This window comes from Bacillus sp. DE0042 (assembly GCF_007680225.1).
GTDB lineage: Bacteria > Bacillota > Bacilli > Bacillales > Bacillaceae_G > Bacillus_A > Bacillus_A wiedmannii.
In genome coordinates, this window is sequence record NZ_VEJP01000001.1 from 1,258,528 (window position 1) to 1,278,620 (window position 20,093).

Annotated in this window: 21 protein-coding genes; 3 read left to right on the forward strand and 18 right to left on the reverse strand. The window is 36.5% G+C overall.

Annotated features, from left to right (window positions below; translation table 11 throughout):
* Positions 1-27: 27 nt before the first annotated feature.
* Positions 28-2,706, forward strand: coding sequence for a penicillin-binding protein 1A (locus FS802_RS06160; RefSeq protein WP_098653854.1), 2,679 nt, complete (start codon positions 28-30; stop codon positions 2,704-2,706).
* A 22-nt stretch (positions 2,707-2,728) separates the two neighbouring features.
* On the opposite strand, the gene FS802_RS06165 is transcribed toward FS802_RS06160, so the two are convergent.
* The 10 genes from FS802_RS06165 to panB form a co-directional block, all read right to left on the reverse strand.
* The gene (locus tag FS802_RS06165) at positions 2,729-3,247 is read right to left on the reverse strand and encodes a YpoC family protein (RefSeq protein ID WP_098653855.1); all 519 of its coding nucleotides are present in this window, start codon (positions 3,245-3,247) and stop codon (positions 2,729-2,731) included.
* Between the two features lie 3 nt (positions 3,248-3,250).
* Complete coding sequence (gene nth / locus FS802_RS06170) at positions 3,251-3,898, reverse strand: endonuclease III (protein WP_000933019.1); 648 nt, start codon at positions 3,896-3,898, stop codon at positions 3,251-3,253.
* A 15-nt stretch (positions 3,899-3,913) separates the two neighbouring features.
* Entirely contained in the window at positions 3,914-4,621 is a 708-nt protein-coding gene (gene dnaD, locus FS802_RS06175) for a DNA replication protein DnaD (protein WP_000728534.1), read from the reverse strand.
* A gap of 122 nt (positions 4,622-4,743) precedes the next feature.
* The gene (gene aspB / locus FS802_RS06180; protein ID WP_000761544.1) at positions 4,744-5,931 is read right to left on the reverse strand and encodes an aspartate transaminase AspB; all 1,188 of its coding nucleotides are present in this window, start codon (positions 5,929-5,931) and stop codon (positions 4,744-4,746) included.
* Positions 5,932-5,949: 18 nt separating this feature from the next.
* Entirely contained in the window at positions 5,950-6,453 is a 504-nt protein-coding gene (locus FS802_RS06185) for a cell wall elongation regulator TseB-like domain-containing protein (RefSeq protein WP_000758745.1), read from the reverse strand.
* Positions 6,454-6,460: 7 nt separating this feature from the next.
* On the reverse strand, positions 6,461-6,631 hold the full coding sequence (locus FS802_RS06190) for a YpmA family protein (RefSeq protein ID WP_000358354.1): 171 nt from the start codon (positions 6,629-6,631) through the stop codon (positions 6,461-6,463).
* Positions 6,632-6,881: 250 nt separating this feature from the next.
* A complete protein-coding gene (gene dinG / locus FS802_RS06195) occupies positions 6,882-9,686 on the reverse strand; it encodes an ATP-dependent DNA helicase DinG (protein ID WP_098653856.1) in 2,805 nt (934 codons plus the stop codon).
* Between the two features lie 128 nt (positions 9,687-9,814).
* The gene (gene panD, locus FS802_RS06200) at positions 9,815-10,198 is read right to left on the reverse strand and encodes an aspartate 1-decarboxylase (RefSeq protein ID WP_000490178.1); all 384 of its coding nucleotides are present in this window, start codon (positions 10,196-10,198) and stop codon (positions 9,815-9,817) included.
* A 12-nt stretch (positions 10,199-10,210) separates the two neighbouring features.
* Positions 10,211-11,059, reverse strand: coding sequence for a pantoate--beta-alanine ligase (gene panC, locus FS802_RS06205; protein WP_070168593.1), 849 nt, complete (start codon positions 11,057-11,059; stop codon positions 10,211-10,213).
* Positions 11,059-11,895 (reverse strand): 3-methyl-2-oxobutanoate hydroxymethyltransferase, encoded by an 837-nt coding sequence (gene panB, locus FS802_RS06210; protein WP_000853116.1) that lies wholly within the window; start codon positions 11,893-11,895, stop codon positions 11,059-11,061. The genes panC and panB overlap by 1 nt, the downstream gene beginning before the upstream one ends.
* A 405-nt stretch (positions 11,896-12,300) precedes the next feature.
* On the opposite strand from panB, the gene FS802_RS06215 reads away from it, so the two are divergent.
* Complete coding sequence (locus FS802_RS06215; RefSeq protein WP_078183454.1) at positions 12,301-12,690, forward strand: cupredoxin domain-containing protein; 390 nt, start codon at positions 12,301-12,303, stop codon at positions 12,688-12,690.
* 26 nt (positions 12,691-12,716) lie between these two features.
* Here the strand turns inward: FS802_RS06215 and FS802_RS06220 are convergent, their stop codons facing one another.
* Genes FS802_RS06220 through FS802_RS06250 form a run of 7 tightly spaced genes read right to left on the reverse strand, consistent with a single transcriptional unit; the run spans position 12,717 to position 18,271 of the window.
* Entirely contained in the window at positions 12,717-13,697 is a 981-nt protein-coding gene (locus FS802_RS06220; protein WP_048561334.1) for a biotin--[acetyl-CoA-carboxylase] ligase, read from the reverse strand.
* Positions 13,682-14,875: a CCA tRNA nucleotidyltransferase gene (locus tag FS802_RS06225; protein ID WP_098720218.1), complete on the reverse strand. Its 1,194-nt coding sequence runs from the start codon at positions 14,873-14,875 to the stop codon at positions 13,682-13,684. Before FS802_RS06225 ends, FS802_RS06220 begins: the two co-directional genes overlap by 16 nt.
* Positions 14,862-16,007: an N-acetyl-alpha-D-glucosaminyl L-malate synthase BshA gene (bshA, locus tag FS802_RS06230; protein ID WP_098653858.1), complete on the reverse strand. Its 1,146-nt coding sequence runs from the start codon at positions 16,005-16,007 to the stop codon at positions 14,862-14,864. The genes FS802_RS06225 and bshA overlap by 14 nt, the downstream gene beginning before the upstream one ends.
* Entirely contained in the window at positions 16,004-16,708 is a 705-nt protein-coding gene (bshB1, locus tag FS802_RS06235) for a bacillithiol biosynthesis deacetylase BshB1 (RefSeq protein WP_098720219.1), read from the reverse strand. Before bshB1 ends, bshA begins: the two co-directional genes overlap by 4 nt.
* Positions 16,709-16,719: 11 nt before the next feature.
* Positions 16,720-17,115 carry a methylglyoxal synthase gene (gene mgsA, locus FS802_RS06240; protein WP_098653859.1) on the reverse strand — a complete coding sequence of 132 codons (396 nt, stop codon included), beginning with the start codon at positions 17,113-17,115 and terminating at the stop codon, positions 16,720-16,722.
* Between the two features lie 14 nt (positions 17,116-17,129).
* A complete protein-coding gene (dapB, locus tag FS802_RS06245; protein WP_000658814.1) occupies positions 17,130-17,930 on the reverse strand; it encodes a dihydrodipicolinate reductase in 801 nt (266 codons plus the stop codon).
* Positions 17,930-18,271 carry a nucleotide pyrophosphohydrolase gene (locus FS802_RS06250; protein WP_001992677.1) on the reverse strand — a complete coding sequence of 114 codons (342 nt, stop codon included), beginning with the start codon at positions 18,269-18,271 and terminating at the stop codon, positions 17,930-17,932. The genes dapB and FS802_RS06250 overlap by 1 nt, the downstream gene beginning before the upstream one ends.
* 270 nt (positions 18,272-18,541) lie before the next feature.
* Here FS802_RS06250 and FS802_RS06255 point away from each other — a divergent pair, with 270 nt between their 5' ends.
* The gene (locus FS802_RS06255) at positions 18,542-19,423 is read left to right on the forward strand and encodes a YitT family protein (RefSeq protein WP_098720220.1); all 882 of its coding nucleotides are present in this window, start codon (positions 18,542-18,544) and stop codon (positions 19,421-19,423) included.
* A 28-nt stretch (positions 19,424-19,451) separates the two neighbouring features.
* Here the strand turns inward: FS802_RS06255 and FS802_RS06260 are convergent, their stop codons facing one another.
* Positions 19,452-20,093, reverse strand: coding sequence for a uracil-DNA glycosylase (locus FS802_RS06260; protein WP_000876950.1), 642 nt, complete (start codon positions 20,091-20,093; stop codon positions 19,452-19,454).

Genomic DNA, 20,093 nt, shown 5'->3' on the forward strand with positions numbered 1-20,093 from the left:
AGAGAATGAAAGGTAGGAGAAAGTATAATGTCAGATAATTATCGTTCTCGTACAGAACGAAATCATGTAAAAAATCAAAAGCAAGAAACAAATAAAGAAAAAAAACCAAAGAAAAAAGGCTCCTTTTTTAAAAAATTCCTTATAGGTTGTCTACTTCTTGGTATCGTTGGTCTTATAGCTAGCGTTTCCGCTTTCTTTGTTATGGTGAAGGACGCTCCAAAATTAGACAAATCAAAACTTGTCAATCCTTTATCAACAAAGTTTCTTGATAAGAATGGGAATTTTTTCTATGAATACGGTGCTGAAAAACGAACCCACGTTACGTATGATCAAATTCCAAAAGTAGTTGAAAATGCATTCCTTGCAACTGAGGATTCGCGTTTCTATGATCATAATGGAATTGATTTTAAACGAACTACAAAAGCAGTTATGGAAAATGTCACTGGAGGATTCGGATCTCAAGGTGGTAGTACGATTACACAACAAGTAGTCAAAAACTATTTTCTAACGATGGACAAAACTGCAAAGAGAAAAGTGCAAGAATGGTACCTATCTTACAAATTAGAGCAACAATACTCTAAACATGAAATTTTAGAAATGTACTTAAATAAGATTAACTTAGGTAACCGTTCGTACGGTATTGCAACAGCAGCAAAAAAATATTATGACAAAGATTTAAAAGACTTACAGTTACATGAAGCTGCAATGCTTGCAGGTTTACCCCAAGGTCCTAATATTTATGATCCAACAAAACCAGATAACGTTGAACGAGCTACACAACGTCGTAACGTCGTATTATCATTAATGAATCGACATGGTTATATAACAAAAGATGAAATGAATAACGCAATTAAAATCCCTGTAACTGAGGGTCTTCAACCATCTTCAGAAGTAACAGAGATGAAGTATCAAGCATTTTTAGATGCTGTTGTAAAAGAAGTTGAAAAAGAATATCCGGATGTAAATATCGGTTCAGATGGTTTAACGATTCATACAACACTTGATCAAGATGCTCAAGATTATGCTGATAAAATTATGGATGGCAATCTTATTAAGTATCCGAACGATCAATTCCAAGGATCATTCGTATTTATGGATACACAATCTGGAGAAGTTCGAGCAATTGGAGCTGGGCGTAAAGGAAGTAAGTCTACTTTCAAAGGTCATAATATGGCCACTGATTTAAAACGCCAAGTTGGTTCAACAATGAAACCAATTTTCGACTACGGCCCAGCAATTGAGAATTTACAATGGTCTACATACCATCAATTAAATGACTCTGAGTATACGTATTCTAATGGTAAAAAAATACGAAATGCAACAAATAGTTACAAAGGTGACGTTTCACTACGTGAAGCTTTGAAAAAGTCATTAAACATCCCAGCTTTAAAAACAGCCCAAGCGGTTGGTATTCCTAAGTCTCAAGCGTTTGCTGAAGGATTGGGTATGACATTTAAAGACGGCAAAGCATATGAATCAACAGCAATTGGTAGTAACGATAGTTCTCCATTACAATTAGCGGGGGCATATGCAGCCTTTGGTAATGGTGGAAACTACAATAAACCGCACTTCGTAAAAGAAGTTATCTTCCCAGATGGGAAAAAGAAAAGTTTTAAACCGAAAGAACAACGTGCAATGCAAGACTACACAGCTTACATGGTGACTGACGTTCTTCGTGACGTCGTAAAACCTGGTTCTGGTGGTACAGGTCCAACAGCATACGTTTCAGGTATTGATGTTGCCGGTAAAACAGGAACACAAAACTTTGATGAAGACGTTATTAAAAAATATGGTATTCCAGCTGATGCAAACAGAGATAGCTGGTTCGCTGGATATACACCGCAATATACCATGACTGTTTGGACTGGTTACGAAAAAGATGGTCCAGAAAATTACATTGGCGATCGTTCTACTAGAATTGCACAACAAATGTTCCAAGTAATGATGAGTAAATTCGCTACAGATAAAACTCGTTTCGAACGCCCTTCTTCTGTACAAGAATTAAATGGTGAATTGTACGTAAAAGGTGCTAAGAAAGATGCAATTAAACAAATTAAAGTAGATGCACCTAGTGGTCTTAATGTCACTTTTGATGGCGCTAGCACAGTTACACTAAACTGGTCTGGACCAGCAGAAGTTGATGCGTATGCAGCAAGCTATAAAGCGACTGACGGTTCAAGTGGTAGCCTATCAATAAGTGGTACGAAAGCTACTCTTGGTGGTATTAAACCAGGCGTTACTTACAGCTTCTCTGTAGTAGCGAAAAAAGGTACTGGAACAAGCCCTGCAATTAGTGCATCCTTCACTGCACCTGGCGGAACTCCAGACCCGAAGAAAGCTGAAGAAGAGGCTGCCAAAAAGAAAGCCGAAGAAGAAGCTAAGAAAAAAGCTGATGAGGAAGTACAGAAAAAAACTAATGAAGATAAACTAAAACAAGAAGAAGCTCAGAAAAAGGCTGCTGAAGAACAGCGTAAACAACAAGAGCAACAACAAGAACAACAACGTAAACAACAAGAAGAGGCTCAAAAGAAAGCTGAAGAAGAAGCTAAGAAAAAAGCCGAAGAAGAAGCTAAGAAAAAAGCTGAAGAAGAGGCTGCTAGAAAAAAAGCTGAAGAAGAGGCTAAGAAACAACAAGAGCAGCAACAACAAAATACAGGTGAAGATACACCTCACGCAGACGGAAATGTTGTTACAACAGAGTCTTAATACAAAAAAGAAGTCCTTTCTCTTAACGAGGAAAGGACTTCTTTTTTATTATCATTTTCTTTACATATAGCTTTTCTATTTCAATATACAACTGTGCTAACTGAATATATGAATGATAATTATTCGGTTTCTTTATAATGAACGTATATCGCTCCATAAAATTAACTGGTTGTACTTCCAATTTACTCGTGTAATCTTCCATTTCGTTCAAACTATGAACAGGTTGCTCATTTAGCCAATATACAATTGATAACAAATGCGCTGCCAAAAGAATCATTGGGCCTTCAGCTTCTTGCTTATTTCTGTTTCGAAATAGTGTAGCAATGTCTTCATGCTCACTTTTCCATACATTCAATAGTGCTGGAATACTATTTTCAATTTCATTCCACGGCTCATATTGTCTTTCCATATCATATATAAAGTAAGTATTTTGTATGATTTCTTCAAAAGACTGTTCTGTATAATACGCAATCGAATTTATACTTTCTTTAAAAAATGGTAAGCACCGAAATTCTTTCGGTATTTCTATAACTCGCTCCATCCTTTATTTCCCCTTCATTCGCTTCTTTCCTTCACGACATACTTCTAGTAAACGACACTCTTCACATTGTGGTCGTTGTGCTTTACAGTGATAACGTCCAAAGAAAATCATACGGTGATGTGTAACACTCCATTCATCCATCGGAATTTTCTTCATTAATGTCTTTTCTACTTCTAACACCGAATCTTTCCATCTACAAATCGCTAACCGTTTACTCACTCTCTCTACATGCGTATCAACAGCAATTGCCGGAATTCCATATGCTACCGAAACAACTACATTTGCTGTTTTTCTCCCTACTCCTGGTAATTTCGTCAGCTCGTCACGATCTTCTGGAACTTTTCCGTTATAATCATCCAGCAACATCTGGCACAATTTTTGAATGTTTTTCGCCTTATTTCTAAACAATCCAATGGAACGTATATCTTGTTGTAATTCTTCTAAAGACACGCTTAAATAATCTTCTGGTGTTTTATATTTTTGAAATAAATTTTTCGTCACTTTATTTACAAGTGCATCTGTACATTGTGCAGATAACGCCACCGCGATTACTAATTCAAACGGATTATCATGAATTAATTCACAATGTGCTTCTGGATACATATCCGCCATTGTGTCTAAACAATAGCGAATTTGCGTTTTATTTAACATATACTTCCTCCTACATTACTGCTCCAACCAATTATAAAAAGGCACTTTCCCAGTAAATTTCGTCTCTTGTTTTGTCGTTTGCTGCGTTCTTTGTTGATTTGCTCTAAATTTCCGTCCTTGGTTTTGGGCTTGATCTACTGTTTTAATACCATTCTTTTTCCACTCAAATAAAATACGATCAATATATCGAAAATTAAGCTTACCACTCATTACAGCTTCCCTGAGGGCCGCTTGAATTAAATTGGGATGATGTTGATCTTGATCTTCCCACATACCCAACGTTTCACATTCAAACGGAGAAAGTGGTCTTCCAAATTCTTTTTCAAATACTGTATATAAATTTACTTGCAGTTGTTTTATTTCTTTTTGTTCTTCCTCTATTGATTCGTTCATTAAGAAATGCAATATTTTTTCCCATAGCGGTTGTAAAGAATAACTTTCACACATCATCGCTTCTGATTTTTGTCCACCTTCTAGTGATAAAAAACCTTTTTGAATCAATGTCTGAATTACTTCCATACATTTCATTTCAGTAATCGTCATCCGTTCTGAAATCTCTGACGGAGTCGGAAACGAATTGCCCGATTCTAAAAATGTGTGTACATGAAGTACAACCATAAATTCCATTTCATTTAACCCTAATTTTTTATAATGCATCATAAGTAATTTTGGAATTGCAATGCTTCCCTGCTCAAACCACTGTAACATCATTTTCTTTTTCATCACCAAACACCTCGCTCTCTAGTATAACACACCTTTCGTTATTTCTTTTTGCCACAATTCGTCAAAAAAAACCTTCCTATTATGTAGGAAGGTTTTTTGTATTGCGTTAATAAAATATACAATTAAGCTTGCACTTTACTTTTCATAAACGTATGAATGCGTTCTAATGCTTTCTCTACTTGTTCAAGAGATGTCGCATATGATAAACGAACGTTATTTGGAGCACCAAATCCTGTACCTGGTACAAGAGCCACTTTTTCCTCTTCTAATAGAGCTTTTGCCCAATCATCCACAGTTTCGTATCCTGATAAAGCTACAGCTTCTTTTACATTAGGGAATAAGTAAAATGCACCTTGTGGTTTAATGCAAGTAAAGCCAGGGATTTGAATTAATTTATCATAAATAATGTTTAATCTTTCTTCAAATGCTTGACGCATTGTTTCTACAGGTTGTTGTGAGCCTGCATATGCTGCAATTGCACCGTATTGAGCGATTGACGTAGGGTTTGACGTACTATGACTCGCTAAGTTCGTCATCGCTTTAATAAGCTGCTTATTTCCTGCTGCATATCCAATACGCCATCCTGTCATAGAATGAGATTTAGATACACCATTAATAATAAGTGTTTGTTCTTTTAATGCATTAGAAAGCTGGGCAATCGAAGTATATTCTGCTCCACCATAAATTAACTTTTCATAAATTTCATCTGAAACGATTAAAATATCGTGTTCTAAACATATTTCTCCAAGCTGTTGTAATTCCTCTTTGCTATAAATCATTCCTGTTGGATTGCTCGGTGAATTAATAATAACTGCTTTCGTTTTCTCTGTAATTGCCTCACGCAGCTGCTTCGCTGTAATTTTGTACTCATTGTCTTCCAGGCCTTCTACGTAAACTGGCTTACCTCCAGCAAGCTTTACTTGCTCAGGATAACTTACCCAATAAGGAGTTGGGATGATAACTTCATCTCCTTCATCAAGCAACACTTGGAATAATGTATATAATGCATGCTTTGCACCGTTACATACAATAATTTCAGATGGATCATACGCAATTCCTTGATCACGTGTAAACTTCTTCACAATTTCTTGTTTTAACGCTTGTAATCCACCTGTTGGTGTATACTTCGTATGTCCTTCTAACATCGCTTTATGTGCAGCATCCATAATATGTTCTGGCGTATTAAAGTCAGGTTCTCCTGCCCCTAATCCAATTACATCATGACCTTCTGCTTTTAATGCTTGTGCCTTTGCTGTAATTTCTAAAGTTGCAGATGGTGTTAAAGCAGCTACTCGCTTTGCTAATTTCATTTGTAGTTCCCCCTACATCTATTTTTCAATGCTGTAGTGACCAGCATAAGCCCCATTTTGAAACTCTAAATAATAATACGTATAACGATCTTCCTGATCAATATATGTAATTTCCCACAACGGAATATCGTTTTGAGCACCTAATTTTACTTTTATAATTTCTTTTGGCTTTGGCTTCGGCTCATCGCCTTTTCCTGTAGCTTGTTCAGCCAACTTTTGCAAAGCTTCTTTTTCAGGAATACCTTCACTCTTTTTCTTCACAAGGACATTCCCTTTTTTATTAGGCACCCAAACAATAATTTGTTCTCCTTTTTCGTCTACACCTTGTACGACTGTATATGAAGAATTTCCGTTATAATAATCTACAGATTTTACTTTTGTAAGCTTTGCCTTTTCTTTTGCAATTTCTACAGATTTTTCCTCTTTATGGATTTTCTTTTCCATTGCTTTATTATAAACATACGCCCCATATATTCCGCTAGCAACGATTACGATAACGATTGCAAAGATCCACTTTTTCATTGTATCACTACGTTCTGTAAATCGTAAATACAGCTGTTTCTTTATCTTTTTCGTCTAATGCTAATCCGAACATGAGGTCCTGCTCTTTTAACGTACGATTCAAACTATCAACGATTTTATACAAGTCAGACGAATATTTAAGACGCGTCGTTGATAGGACTTCGATTTTCTTATCCATGAAAAAACTCCTCCGTTACACAAAAATTTCTAATTATAGAAGAACGCAATACGGTTACAATAAGAGTACATTCTTTACAACCCCTGCTTCATCACCCATCTATTATAGCAGGACATGTACTGCAAAAAAAGGTTTCAAGTCGAAAACCAATACATTTTGTATACAAGAAGTAAGAAAAATAAAATTCCTCCTACCCACATTTTTTACGCCTGAAGCTTAAATGTACTTCAGGCGTATTTTTCTTCCAATTTTATTTATTTGGCCGTTCCTTTAATTGTTCTAATAATTCTTCTAAAGGGCCTTCATAAAGCGGAACAGTTGGGATTGATTGTAAAAAACGTTTTCCATAAGAAGCGCTTGTCAAACGACGGTCTAATACAAATACTGTTCCGGTATCTGTACTTGTTCTAATTAGACGACCAAATCCTTGTTTGAAACGCAAGATTGCTTGCGGGAGTGCTAACTTAGCGAATACGTCCTCTCCTTGATTTTGTAACCACTCTCCTTTTGCTTCCATCATCGGTTGATGAGGAGGTGTAAAGGGAAGTCGTACAATAACAAGACAACTAAGGGCATCTCCAGGTATATCTATCCCTTCCCAAAAACTACTTGTTCCTAACAAAATCGATTTGTCGAACTCTTGAAATTTACGAATGAGACGACTTCGGCTCTTATTATTCACACTTTGCGTTAATAATAAATACCCCTCTAATTCCTCATCATTTTTCAAATTCGTATACGCTTCTTTCAACATCTCATAAGAAGTGAATAAAACAAGCATTCTACCTTTTGTAGCTTTCGCTATTTTTGCAATATGTGCCGACACAGATTCAATATATTCTTCATTACTTGCTTGCTTAATAAAAGGCACATCTGTTGAAACCATTAATTTCATCTGTTCTTCAAAACGGAATGGTGACGGAACCTGTAATGTATTGGGAGCAAAATCATGTAAACCTAGCTCTTCTTTTATATAGTCAAATGAATCGTTTACTGTTAACGTTGCTGATGTGAAAATAACACTCTTTTTCTGTGTTAAAAATTCATCCGCAAGCCTTTCACCAATATGAACAGGCTGTGCATATAAAACGGTTGAATGAATTGTCCCCTTCGTTTCAGTCTCCATCCATGTCACGTATGAATTTTTTTCTAAAATGAGTAATTGTAAAGATTGTTCCATCTTTCTCAACAACTCAATTAAATGCATAAATTCACCTGTAACAACATGCATCTCCCATTCTAATTTACTTTGCAATATATCAACTTGCTTCTCAAGTGTAGTTAATAATTTTCTTACATCGTATACAAAACGATTTGTTAACTCGGTAATGCTATCCCATAACTTACCTTTCTCTACTTCCGTGTTATATCGATAAATGAGTGGCATATTGCTTATCCCTTGTTCCTGCTTTGTTTGTTTAAAGATGAAAGCACGTAACATTTGGAATAGCTCATCCGCATCAAATTTCAATTCCTTCAAACTATGACTCACCATACGGAAAGTCGAACGAGAGGCTTGCTCTGATTTTTTCATCATTTTATATACTTTAGAAAGTACATCATCTGTTTCTAGCGTACCAAGACGAGATAAAACTAATTGAAAATACATACAGGAGAACTGTTCACCTAATGTTCTACTCGCCGCTTCCTCGATATGATGAGCTTCATCAAAAATAATATGTTCACATGAAGCAAATAGTGGTTCTTCACTTGAAAAATCTTGAAATAATAAAGCATGATTTGTAATAACGATATCTGCAAATAATGCTTTATTCTTTGCTCGTTGATAAAAACAACGGCTATACCAGTTGCTTTGCATCCCGCCTGGACTATGTACATCACTACAAATACGGTTCCAAAGTAACTTTCCGCCCTCAGGAATATTTAATTCATCACGATCGCCAGTTTCTGTTTGCAATAACCACACTAAAATTTTTGCCTTTGTGAGCGCCATATCATAATTTTTCTCTTCCTCTTGCAAAGCATATTCAAATTTATGTAGACAAAGATAATGCTTTCTTCCTTTCAAAAGAGCTACTTCAAATGAAAATGGCATTATTTTCTGTAATATTGGAATTTCTTTTTCTAATATTTGTTGTTGCAGTTGTACTGTTTGGGTACTTATGATGACAGGTTCTTCTTTTTTCGTTGCAAAATAAATACTTGGAAGTAAATATGCAAGAGTCTTCCCTGTTCCTGTTCCTGCTTCAATTAGTGAAAACCTAGAATCTCTTAGTGCTGTATATATTTCCTTCATCATAATCTGTTGGCTTTCTCTTTTTTCAAACTTTGGCATATTCAATTCAAGTTTATCGATTGCCTTATGCAAGAAAGCATCAAATTTAGATGAACATGTTTCACTGAGATTTAAAGCATAATTTCGTTTTCGAAGCGCAATATTGCGATATACTTCATACCCCTCTGCCGCTTTTCTACCATGCATCATTTTCTTTAAAATATTTTCAGAAAGTACATCCGCTATATCACTTTGAAAAACATCGCTCAATTCATAAAGCGATTGCAAGGTGACAAGTGGCAAATTTTCAATTTCATTTAAAAATTGTAAAAATAATTCCGCTGTTGCAAGAGCATCACTATCCGCACGATGCGGTTGATCGTGCTCTAATTCATGTTGTTTAGCTAAATCACGTAATTTATAACTATCAGCCGTCGGCAAAAGAATTTGCGCCAACTCAACTGTATCAACTTTCGGACAATGTACTTCTGTATATCCAGCACGCCTCAATTCTTCTGTTAAAAAATTCCAATCAAAGTGAACGTTATGTGCAACGAAAACTGCACCTTGCAATAGCTCAACAACCATCGGGGCTACATCTTGAAATAACGGGGCTTGCTTAACCATACTCTCATCAATCCCTGTTAATTCTGTAATAAATGGCGGAATCTCTCTCTTCGGATTAATAAAAGATGAAAAAATCTCTAGTATCTCTCCATCTTCCACTACAACAGCTGCGATTTGGGTAATTTTATCCTTCCCGTCCTTCCAGGAGTTCCCTGTCGTCTCTAAATCCACAACGACATAACGTTTACTCATATATGTAACACCTCAATTTCTTACCTATCAAACACAAAATTATATAATGTTACTATACCACGTTTTATCTCATCTTAATGAAAAGATGCACAAAAAAGCTATCTCCGTAATAGAGATAGCCTTCTTACTTATAATATCGTACCCGCTTTTTCAGCGCCTAACATTTGGATAATTTGATTATCATCGTCTAATACTGCAATTTTCGGCTCTTGGTTATGAATATTTTCTTCTGCCACTAAACCGTAGCAAATAATAATAACTTTATCCCCTGGCTGTACAAGCCTTGCAGCTGCACCATTTAAACAAACAACACCGCTACCGCGTTCTCCTTTAATAACATATGTCTCTAAGCGCGCACCATTATTGTTATTTACAATTTGTACTTTTTCATTTTCTACAATATTTACTGCATCCATTAAATCTTCATCAATTGTAATACTACCTACATAATTTAAATTTGCTTCTGTTACCGTAGCGCGATGTAACTTCGCTCTCATCATTGTGCGAAACATAGATGCTCCCCCTTATTTAACCGTTAATGTTATATTGTCAATTAATCGTACATTCTCAAATTTAACTGCAATTGCTAAAATCATTCGTCCTTCAATTTTATCTATTACTTGTAGTGAAGGATAGGCATATAAATCAGCATAATCTACAGTGCCTTTCGTATACGTCTCAATATACTCTTTCACAAGAGTTGTAATGATTTCTGCATTACGTTCGCCTGCTTCAATTCTTTCTTTCGCTTTACATAGACTGCGGTATAAATGAGGAGCCTCTTCACGCTCTTCTTGTGATAAATACACGTTACGAGAACTTTTCGCTAATCCATCTACTTCCCTTACAATATCCACTGGTACGATCGTAACCGGAATATTAAAATCAGCGACAAATCCTTCAATGACAGCAACTTGCTGTGCATCTTTCATACCAAAATAAGCACGCGTTGGCAATGTAATATTAAATAGTTTCATTAGTACAGTCGCAACTCCAGCGAAATGACCAGGTCTTTGTTTGCCACATAATACATCAGTACGTTTCACAACTGCTACTGTTGTCGTTTGTTCTGCTGGATACATTTCTTCTACGCTCGGATAAAATAAATAATCTACACCGTTTTCTTTTGCTACATTTTCATCTCTATCAATATCACGAGGGTATCGATCTAAATCTTCATTCGGCCCAAACTGTAGTGGATTGACAAACACGCTTAAAACTACAATTTCATTTTCTGCTCTTGCCTTACGTAATAAAGTCGCATGACCTTCATGTAAATAACCCATCGTTGGAACAAAACCAATACTTTTTCCACTTATACGAAGTTCGTTTGTAATTTGCTGCATCTCTTGCACTGTAGTTACGATTTTCATTATTGTTTTCCTCCGTATAACGCTAAGCATTCTTCCTCTTTCATTGTGAACGAATGTTTTTCTTCTGGAAATTGTCCTGTCTTTACTTCAGTAACGTATTGTGAAATCCCTCGCACAATCTCCTCTTGAACAGACGTATATTGCTTCACAAATTTCGGAACACGATTTACGCCGTATGAGATAAGATCATGATAGACAAGTACTTGCCCATCTACTTTTTTCCCTGCTCCAATTCCAATCGTCGGAATTGTTAGTTGCTTCGAAATTAATTCCGCTAACTGCATTGGCACACATTCTAACACAAGCGCTATCGCACCAGCTTCCTCACATCTCTTCGCATCTTCTATTAATTTTTTTGCACTTTCAGCATCTTTTCCTTGTACTTTATACCCACCTAGTACTCCTACAGATTGAGGAGTTAAGCCTAAGTGTGCCACGACAGGAATTCCCGCATTCGTCAAGTAATGAATAGTTGAGACCACTTCCCCTGCACCTTCTACCTTCAGTGCATGAGCACCACTCTCTTGAACAATGCGGCGTGCATTCACCATCGTATCTTGAGGCGACACATGATACGACATAAATGGCATATCAGTTACAATAAACGTCTCTTTCGCTCCTCGGCGTACAGCTTTCGTATGATGAATCATATCCTCTACTGTTACAGGTACTGTTGAATCGTAGCCGAGCACAACCATCCCAAGGGAATCTCCAACTAGAATCATATCAACTTCAGCTTCTTCTGCTAACTTAGCAGATGGATAATCATACGCCGTTAGCATCGTAATCGGCTCACCTTGCTCTTTCATCTTCAAAAAATCTGTTTTTGTTTTCAAAAACTACTCCTCCTTTATACAGGAGAGAGGAGATGGCCGAAATCATATAAAAAACCCCTCTGGCCATAAAAGGGCAGAAGGGTTGTGTGTTAGTCGGCATTATTCATCCCTCTGTCCCAGTCCGTTATTGGATCAAGGCAGAATCCAAGTTATTATTTTTCGTATTGCTTCGAATCATGGTGCAGTTCGCTCTGATACTGCCCACATTCGAACTAATTATAGCAAACTCCAAAAAGGAATTACTACATTTTTTTGAAAAAATAATTTTTTATTTCCATTACGGTATGTGAAATTTTTTATAAATAACTCAATCATAGAAAGATAATTGTTTAAAATGCCTCGTATAACTCTTAAACTAATGATGCAGGTTAATTGAGAAAAGTACTTACAAAAGGAGAATTGCGAATGTTTATGAACAAATGGTTATTTCCATTCACCGGTTTGCTTCTGATGATTGTAGGGATGATAACTTTTAGCTCCTTCCATGCATTTGCCTCAGTTAACGTCGTAACACAACCTATCGATTCAACGAAAGTAATTGAGGTCGAACTGAATGATGATTACTTTCATCCAAACGTCATCACCATTCCAATTGAAGAGTCAACAACATTGTTATTAAAAAACAAAGGTAAGAATGAACACACCTTTACAGTAAAAAAACTCGGCATTGATGTCGTAGTCGAGTCAGGAAAAGAAAAAAACATTACCGTGAAACCTAAAAATACTGGTACATATGAATTAATATGCCGGTACCATCTTCTTAAAGGAATGGAAGGCAAAGTAATAGTCAAATAAAAAGAAGTTCCAAAAAGGAACTTCTTTTACTTAATTTCGATATCCGCAGAATGAATGTGATGTACTTTCCCTTCATGGTCCTCCAGAAGCAATACACCATCCTCTGTAATTCCTTTTGCTACCCCTGTAATTGTCTCTCTCATCGTTCGAGCGGTAATTTCTTTCCCAATGCTCACAGCGTAACTTTCCCAAAGAATTTTAATGACAGAGAAACCATTTTGTAAATACTCTTCATATAATTTTTCTAGTTGTAAAAAGATTTGTTGCATAAGCTCTGCACGAACAATTGGCTCACCGGATTCAATCGCTAAAGAAGTAGCAATGTGTTGAATTTCCTCATCAAAATGTTCTTGCTTTTGATTCGCATTAATACCAATGCCCATAATGACAGCATTAATTTTATCAGGATCTGCCTGCATTTCTGTTAATATACCTACAGCCTTTTTACCTTGAATTAAAATATCATTCGGCCATTTTATTCCTACGTTTACACCCGTGCACTTTTCAATTGCTTGTGCAACGCTAACAGCCGCTAATAAAGTAAGTTGTGGTGCATGATGAACCGGGATTGATGGACGTAAAATAATACTCATCCAAATGCCTGTTCCTTTTGGTGAATACCATTTCCTGCTTAAACGACCTCTACCCGACGTTTGTTCTTCTGCCACAACAATCGTTCCTTCTTCTGCGCCTTCATAAGCAAGTTTTGCTGCAATATGCTGCGTGGATTCAACAGTTTCTTCAAAATATACCGTTCTACCAATATGTTTCGTTTGTAACCCTAACTGAATTTCATTAGCAGTTACTTTGTCTGGCTTACCCGCAATGCGATAACCTAATCGACGCACAGCTTCAAGTTCATATCCCTCATTCCGAAGGTCCTCCATATGTTTCCACACAGCGGTTCTTGAACAACCAAGTTTATCACTAATCGTTTGGCCAGATACAAACGCGCCATCCGCTTCTGAAAAAACTTGCAATAACTGCTTTCTTATAGTAGATTGCATTCTTGCAGCCACTCCCTTATACACTCTTTCTCATTACCTACGTTTCCTTGTACGATTGCTTCTTCAATTTTTTGAATCATTTCAGCAACCCACGGACCAGGCTTTTTATTTGCCCAGTTTAATAAATCATTCCCAGTCACATTCATTTCTTGGCGACTCTTTATTGGCAATTCTTCAAACAACGTTTGTACCCGTTTAACAGATGTATGATCATAGCTTTCAATTATCGCTTCATATACTCTTTCTGCCATTTCAGCGATATGAATTCCCGTTTTATAAAGAAGGACTGTATCCCAATCCTTCTCCTTTCTCGTACGGAGTGTTAATAAAACTGCGACGATATCTTTTATTTTTTTATTCGAAAACTTCCATTGACGTAAAAAGACAGATGGATGCTCTTCCCCAATACAATATAAGAAGAATGCCCATGCCTCAATGTCCGTTTCAAAAGAATCCCAGTTATACTGCGTAGCTTTTAATAATCTCTCTTCTGACATTTGTAAATATGGCAGATGAGAAAATAGCTTCGTTTCTACTAATTCTTGCAAGCCCTTCACACAATATGTACCAGTTAACAGTTTCTCAAACTCCACTGTAATTCGCTCAATTGCAATATGTTCTAGCAAATGTCCATATGTTTCAATTGCTTGTTTCGTTTTCATTTCTAAAGAAAAACCTAACGTACTTACGAAACGAATACCACGCATCATTCGCAGGGCGTCTTCTTGAAAACGATCCGCAGCATTGCCAACTGTCACAATTTCTCTCTTTTGAATCGCTTGCTGTCCAGCAAATAAATCAACCATTTTGCCTTCTTCTGTCATCGCAATTGCATTCATTGTGAAATCACGACGTTTTAAATCCTCTTCTAATGAACGAACGAATTGAACACTACTAGGTCTTCGAAAATCTTCATATTCGCTCTCTGTTCGAAAAGTGGTTACCTCATAAGGTTCACCATTTTCTACCACAATTACAGTTCCATGCTCAAGACCAACAGGAACATGTCTTGGAAATATAGCCATCACTTCTTCTGGTAAAGCAGATGTCGCAATATCAATATCACCAATTGGCCTATCGATAATAAGATCTCGTACGCTTCCACCGACAAAGTAGGCCTCATGTCCTTGTTGCTTTAAAGTCTCAATAATAGAACTAGCTTTTTTAAATCTTTCCATTTTTGTCATCCCTTAATACATCATAGTAAATCGTTTCATATTGTGAAACGATTTTTTCAGAGCGGAACTGCTCGTAAACACTTGCTCTTGCTCGCTCTCCCATATTACGGTGAAGTTCTTCATCCTTTAATAACTGAATGGCTTGATTTGCCACTCCCGTTGGATTTCCAACTTCACATAAATATCCTGTTTCACCATGTTGAATGACTTCTGGAATACCTCCAACCCTTGTGCCGATACAAGGTACACCACACGCCATCGCTTCTAATAAAACAAGACCAAAACTCTCCTTCTCTGAAAGAAGCAACATTAAATCACTCATCGCAAGTAGCTCTGCAACATTATCTTGCTTCCCTAAGAATAAGACGCGATCTTCAATATGTAGATTTTTCACTATCTGTAAAATCGTGCAAAATTCTGGTCCATCTCCAACAAGAAGCAACTTCGCATCTACTTCTGTAACAATTTTAGCAAATGCCTGAACAACATCTTGAACACGTTTCACTTTACGGAAATTTGAAATGTGAATTAGTATCTTTTCACTCTCACTTATACCGTATTCTTTCTTTAATTGAGACATATCACGCTTGAAATATACACGTTCGTCTATAAAGTTATATACCGTTTGAATGTTTTTATTTGGCTTTACAAGCTCATGCGTTTCGTTAATTAATGAATGCGAGACAGCCGTCACAACATCAGATTGCTCAATACCAAAACGAATTAAATTATTTAGCGAAGGGTCGGAACCTAACACAGTAATATCTGTTCCATGCAAGGTTGTAACAATTTTAATACGCTCTCCAATCATTTGTTTTGCTAAATAAGCACAAATTGCATGTGGTATTGCGTAATGCACATGTAAAATATCTAGGTTTTCTCTTTGTGCAACTTCTGCCATTTTACTCGCTAACGCTAAATCGTATGGTGGATATTGAAATACAGAGTATTGATTTACCGTCACTTCATGAAAATAAATGTTTGGATACACTTTATTTAACCGGAATGGTAAACCCGATGTAATAAAATGAATTTCATGCCCGCGTTCCGCTAATTGCTTTCCTAATTCTGTTCCAACAACTCCAGAACCACCTACAGAAGGATAACATGTAATACCTATTTTTAATTTCATTTACATCCCCCTATTAAATCAGCATGTAATAAAACCGGTTTCTTACTCATAAATCCCTCGGCATATAAGACTCCAACTTCTTTTCCAAACATTTTCTCTCGAGCGACCACAGTTTCAACATAACCTTCTGTTAACGGCGTTTTCACACCATCACTACTTGTTGAAAACTGACTTTCATATGCTTCTAATGCTTCCACTTTTATAGAAAGGTACTCACTTATATCTATACAAAATTTCGGTTTATGAAAACCATTAATCATATAATAATAAAAAGACTCCACACGATGTGGTGGAAGCTCTGGCATATATTTACGAATTCCCGCTGAAAAAATAGCTTCTTCCACAAGTTTTGCACAATTCGCATGATCTGGATGACGATCTTCATAATACGGCGCAAAAACTAGTTTTGGTTTATATGTACGAATCACCTTTACAATTTCACGTATATACTCTTCTTTCATATACAAACCACGGTCTGGCATCGCTAAATTCAGTCTCGTTTTTACTCCCATTATACGAGCTGCCGCCTTTGCTTCTTCTTTTCTCAATTCTATTGTTCCATTAGAAGAAAGATCAGCTTCTGTTAAATCACAAATACCTACTTCATACCCTTGCTTCGTATATTTAGCAATGGTACCAGCCATGCCGATTTCAACATCATCGGCATGAGCACCAAACGCTACTATATGTAATCCACTCATAATTGTTCCCCTCATTTTCTAAACTTACGGTAATCTAAATCTCCTCGCTCTAATGCGTGCATTAACATTTCAGCACTTGCCATATTCGTTGCAAGTGGAATCGCATATACATCACATAGACGAAGCAATGCATTTACATCTGGTTCATGCGGCTGAGCAGTTAGTGGATCCCGAAAAAAAATCACCATATCCATATCATTTTTCGCAATCATGGCACCAATTTCTTGATCACCACCAAGAGGACCCGATTGATATCTTGTTACAACTAAACCAGTTGCCTCCATAATACGAAGTCCTGTCGTCCCTGTTGCAAACAATTCATGTTGTTCAAAAATTGGTTTATATGCGTATGCAAACGAAACTATGTCATTTTTCTTTTTGTCATGTGCGATTAAGGCAATTTTCATCCGTTGTCTCCCCTTTAGTCGATAATGTTTTCTAATCCGTACACAAGATGATCTAAATTCATTACTGTATCAATTGATAGTTTTACACCCGACATAAAGGATGCACGATTGAATGAATCATGGCGAACCGTTAACATTTGTCCATCTCCACCAAACATTACTTCTTGGTGTGCAATAAGTCCTGGTAAACGTACACTATGAATGTGAATGCCGTCTACATTTGCACCACGAGCACCTTCTAGTTGCTCTACTTCATTTGGGTGACCTTGCTGCTTTGATTCACGGTTTTGACGAATTAATTCAACTGTTTTTACAGCTGTACCAGATGGTGCATCTAATTTTTGATCATGATGCAATTCAATTACTTCAACATCTTGGAAGTACTTCGCTGCCATTTGTGAGAATTTCATCATAAGAACTGCACCAATTGCAAAGTTTGGAGCGATAATTGTTCCTACTGCTTTTTCTTTCGCATTCTCTGTTAATTGCTTTAGTTCTTCTTCTGTAAATCCAGTTGTACCGATCACAGAACGAAGTCCACGCTCAACTGCTAGTGTAACGTGTTGTTTCCCAACTTCTGGCGTTGTTAAATCTAACAACACATCTGCTTCTACTTCCTCTAAACAAGTATGTAAATCTGCGTAAATTGGCGCTTGTAACGCTGGCATGCCCGGTAAATCAGAGATTTTCTCTCCACCATGCTTATAATCCACTGCTGCTACTAAATTAAAATGTTCCGTTCTTTCCATAAGAAGGACTGCTTCATGTCCCATACGTCCTCTTGGTCCAGCGATAATTACTTTAATTTCTTTCATTATTCTTTCTCTCCCTCATCAATACGTGTCCAGCGATCTTTATCGCGAGTATTAAATTTATTCATTACAATGTTATGTGCTGTTTCTAAATCAATATTTAAACTATTTGCCATACAAATCATAACAAATAATACATCTCCAAGCTCTTCTTCAATACTACGTTCTGTTTCAGTTGTTTTCTTCGGTTTCTCACCATAATAATGATTAACCTCTCTTGCAAGCTCCCCCATTTCTTCCGTTAAACGAGCCATCATTGCAAGTGGACTGAAATAACCTTCTTTAAACTGACCAATATATGCATCTACTTCTTTCTGCATATCCTTCATCGTTTTTGCTTCCATACAATTCACCTCTAATCCTTCCTCTTTCATGTTAGCCAATTCATCGCGATTTGACAAATATTATTCCCCGCCAAACACCTATTTGCGACCCTTTTTTGGATAGACTATAATAAAGTGAAACTTCTTTTGCATGCTTTTCGCAAAAGATTAGTTGAACCAATCGGATTTTTGTAGCCTTCACTATTTTTACTAACAACTAGAAATTACTTATCATTATGTTTTACCGTTTCAGCGGAGCAATGCAATCTACATAATTAGGGGGATTTCTATATGACATCAAATTTGAAGATTCGAAATATCATTTTCATTTTAATCGGTTCCGCTATTTTTTCTTTCGGTATTGTGAATATCAATATTGAAAATCACCTTGCGGAAGGTGGATTTACCGGTATTACACTATTATTGTATTTTCTATTTAAGTTTGACCCTTCTTACTCAAACTTAATTTTAAATATCCCTATATTTATTATTGGTTGGAAGTTACTTGGAAGAACGACATTTTTATATACACTAATCGGCACCTTTAGCGTATCTTTATTTCTATGGATTTTTCAGCGTTACGATGTTCTGAACTTACATTTAAATTTACAAAATGATATGACACTCGCGGCTTTATTCGCCGGGGCATTTATTGGTATCGGTCTTGGAATAATATTTAAATATGGCGGGACTACTGGCGGTGTAGATATTATCGCGAGACTCGCTCATAAATATGTTGGCTGGAGTATGGGGAAAACGATGTTTATGTTTGATGCTATCGTCATTATCGTCTCGATTATTACATATTTATCATACCGCGAGGGCATGTATACGTTAGTTGCTGTTTTTATCGGTGCTAAGGTCATTGATTTTATGCAAGAAGGAGCCTATGCGGCGAAAGGAGCAACTATTATCTCAGATAAAAACGATGAAATTGCTGCCAAAATTTTATCTGAGATGGAACGCGGAGCTACTTTTTTAAAAGCTGTTGGATCGTATACAAAAGTGGAACGGAACGTATTATATTGCGTTGTTGCTAAAAATGAAATCGTGAAATTAAAAAATATTATTACTTCTGTAGATCCTCATGCCTTTGTTGCAGTAAGTGATGTACATGATGTAGTTGGTGAAGGTTTTACATTAGATGAAAATAAAAATCCGTTACATACATAAACTCAACTAGAAAAGCTCTCTAGCTTTTCTAGTTTTTTATTACATGTTTTTTAAGTTTCTCTAAATCCTCATAAATAAGCTCCAATAAACTCCGATTATAAAAAATGGAAGCAGGATGAAAAGTCGGGAAAATATGATATTCTTTCTCTGACCATGTAAACGCTGCACTTTGCATATCCTTTACTTTTTGAATAGGCTGTTTTAATAATTGTCCGTGCACATCAGTTATTTTTTTATTTTTTCCTGTTAAACGTTGAAGGCCGATATTTCCAAGTGTGACGATAAGATTCGGATTTATTTTCTCTAATTCATAATCTAACAAAGGGGCATGGGCAAGTATTTCTCCTTGATTTGGCGTTCTATTATACTTTTTCTGTATGATTTCACCATTTCGTTCTTTTTTCTCTCGCCACTTATAAGGTCTACTCCGAACAGCGCTCGTAATATATACTTCTTCCCTTGTAACATGAATCCGTTCTAAAAAACCCATTAATTGTTTTCCCGCTCTCCCGCTAAACGGAATCCCATTATGAATTTCTGTTTCACCAGGCGCTTCTCCTAACAACATAAATTTTGGATTTTCAGGACCTTGTCCACTTAAAAAGCCTTCTAACTGATAAGAAGCGCTTTGTTCTTTCACTTGTTTTACTATATGACTTGGATATTTCAC

Coding starts and splice junctions, on each gene's coding strand:
- FS802_RS06215 (WP_078183454.1), top strand. CDS start 12,301: ATGTTTATGAACAAATGGTTATTTCCATTCACCGGTTTGCTTCTGATG.
- FS802_RS06255 (WP_098720220.1), top strand. CDS start 18,542: ATGACATCAAATTTGAAGATTCGAAATATCATTTTCATTTTAATCGGT.
- FS802_RS06250 (WP_001992677.1), bottom strand. CDS start 18,271: ATGGAAGCAAAAACGATGAAGGATATGCAGAAAGAAGTAGATGCATAT.
- bshA (WP_098653858.1), bottom strand. CDS start 16,007: ATGAAATTAAAAATAGGTATTACATGTTATCCTTCTGTAGGTGGTTCT.
- dinG (WP_098653856.1), bottom strand. CDS start 9,686: ATGAGTAAACGTTATGTCGTTGTGGATTTAGAGACGACAGGGAACTCC.
- aspB (WP_000761544.1), bottom strand. CDS start 5,931: ATGAAATTAGCAAAGCGAGTAGCTGCTTTAACACCATCTGCAACTTTA.
- panC (WP_070168593.1), bottom strand. CDS start 11,059: ATGAAAATCGTAACTACAGTGCAAGAGATGCAGCAAATTACAAACGAA.
- dnaD (WP_000728534.1), bottom strand. CDS start 4,621: ATGAAAAAGAAAATGATGTTACAGTGGTTTGAGCAGGGAAGCATTGCA.
- FS802_RS06190 (WP_000358354.1), bottom strand. CDS start 6,631: ATGGATAAGAAAATCGAAGTCCTATCAACGACGCGTCTTAAATATTCG.
- panD (WP_000490178.1), bottom strand. CDS start 10,198: ATGTTTCGCACAATGATGAGAGCGAAGTTACATCGCGCTACGGTAACA.
- nth (WP_000933019.1), bottom strand. CDS start 3,898: ATGTTAAATAAAACGCAAATTCGCTATTGTTTAGACACAATGGCGGAT.
- mgsA (WP_098653859.1), bottom strand. CDS start 17,115: ATGAAAATTGCCTTAATCGCACATGACAAAAAGAAAAATGACATAGTT.
- FS802_RS06160 (WP_098653854.1), top strand. CDS start 28: ATGTCAGATAATTATCGTTCTCGTACAGAACGAAATCATGTAAAAAAT.
- FS802_RS06225 (WP_098720218.1), bottom strand. CDS start 14,875: ATGGAAAGATTTAAAAAAGCTAGTTCTATTATTGAGACTTTAAAGCAA.
- FS802_RS06220 (WP_048561334.1), bottom strand. CDS start 13,697: ATGCAATCTACTATAAGAAAGCAGTTATTGCAAGTTTTTTCAGAAGCG.
- bshB1 (WP_098720219.1), bottom strand. CDS start 16,708: ATGAGTGGATTACATATAGTAGCGTTTGGTGCTCATGCCGATGATGTT.
- FS802_RS06165 (WP_098653855.1), bottom strand. CDS start 3,247: ATGGAGCGAGTTATAGAAATACCGAAAGAATTTCGGTGCTTACCATTT.
- dapB (WP_000658814.1), bottom strand. CDS start 17,930: ATGAAAGAAATTAAAGTAATTATCGCTGGACCAAGAGGACGTATGGGA.
- FS802_RS06185 (WP_000758745.1), bottom strand. CDS start 6,453: ATGAAAAAGTGGATCTTTGCAATCGTTATCGTAATCGTTGCTAGCGGA.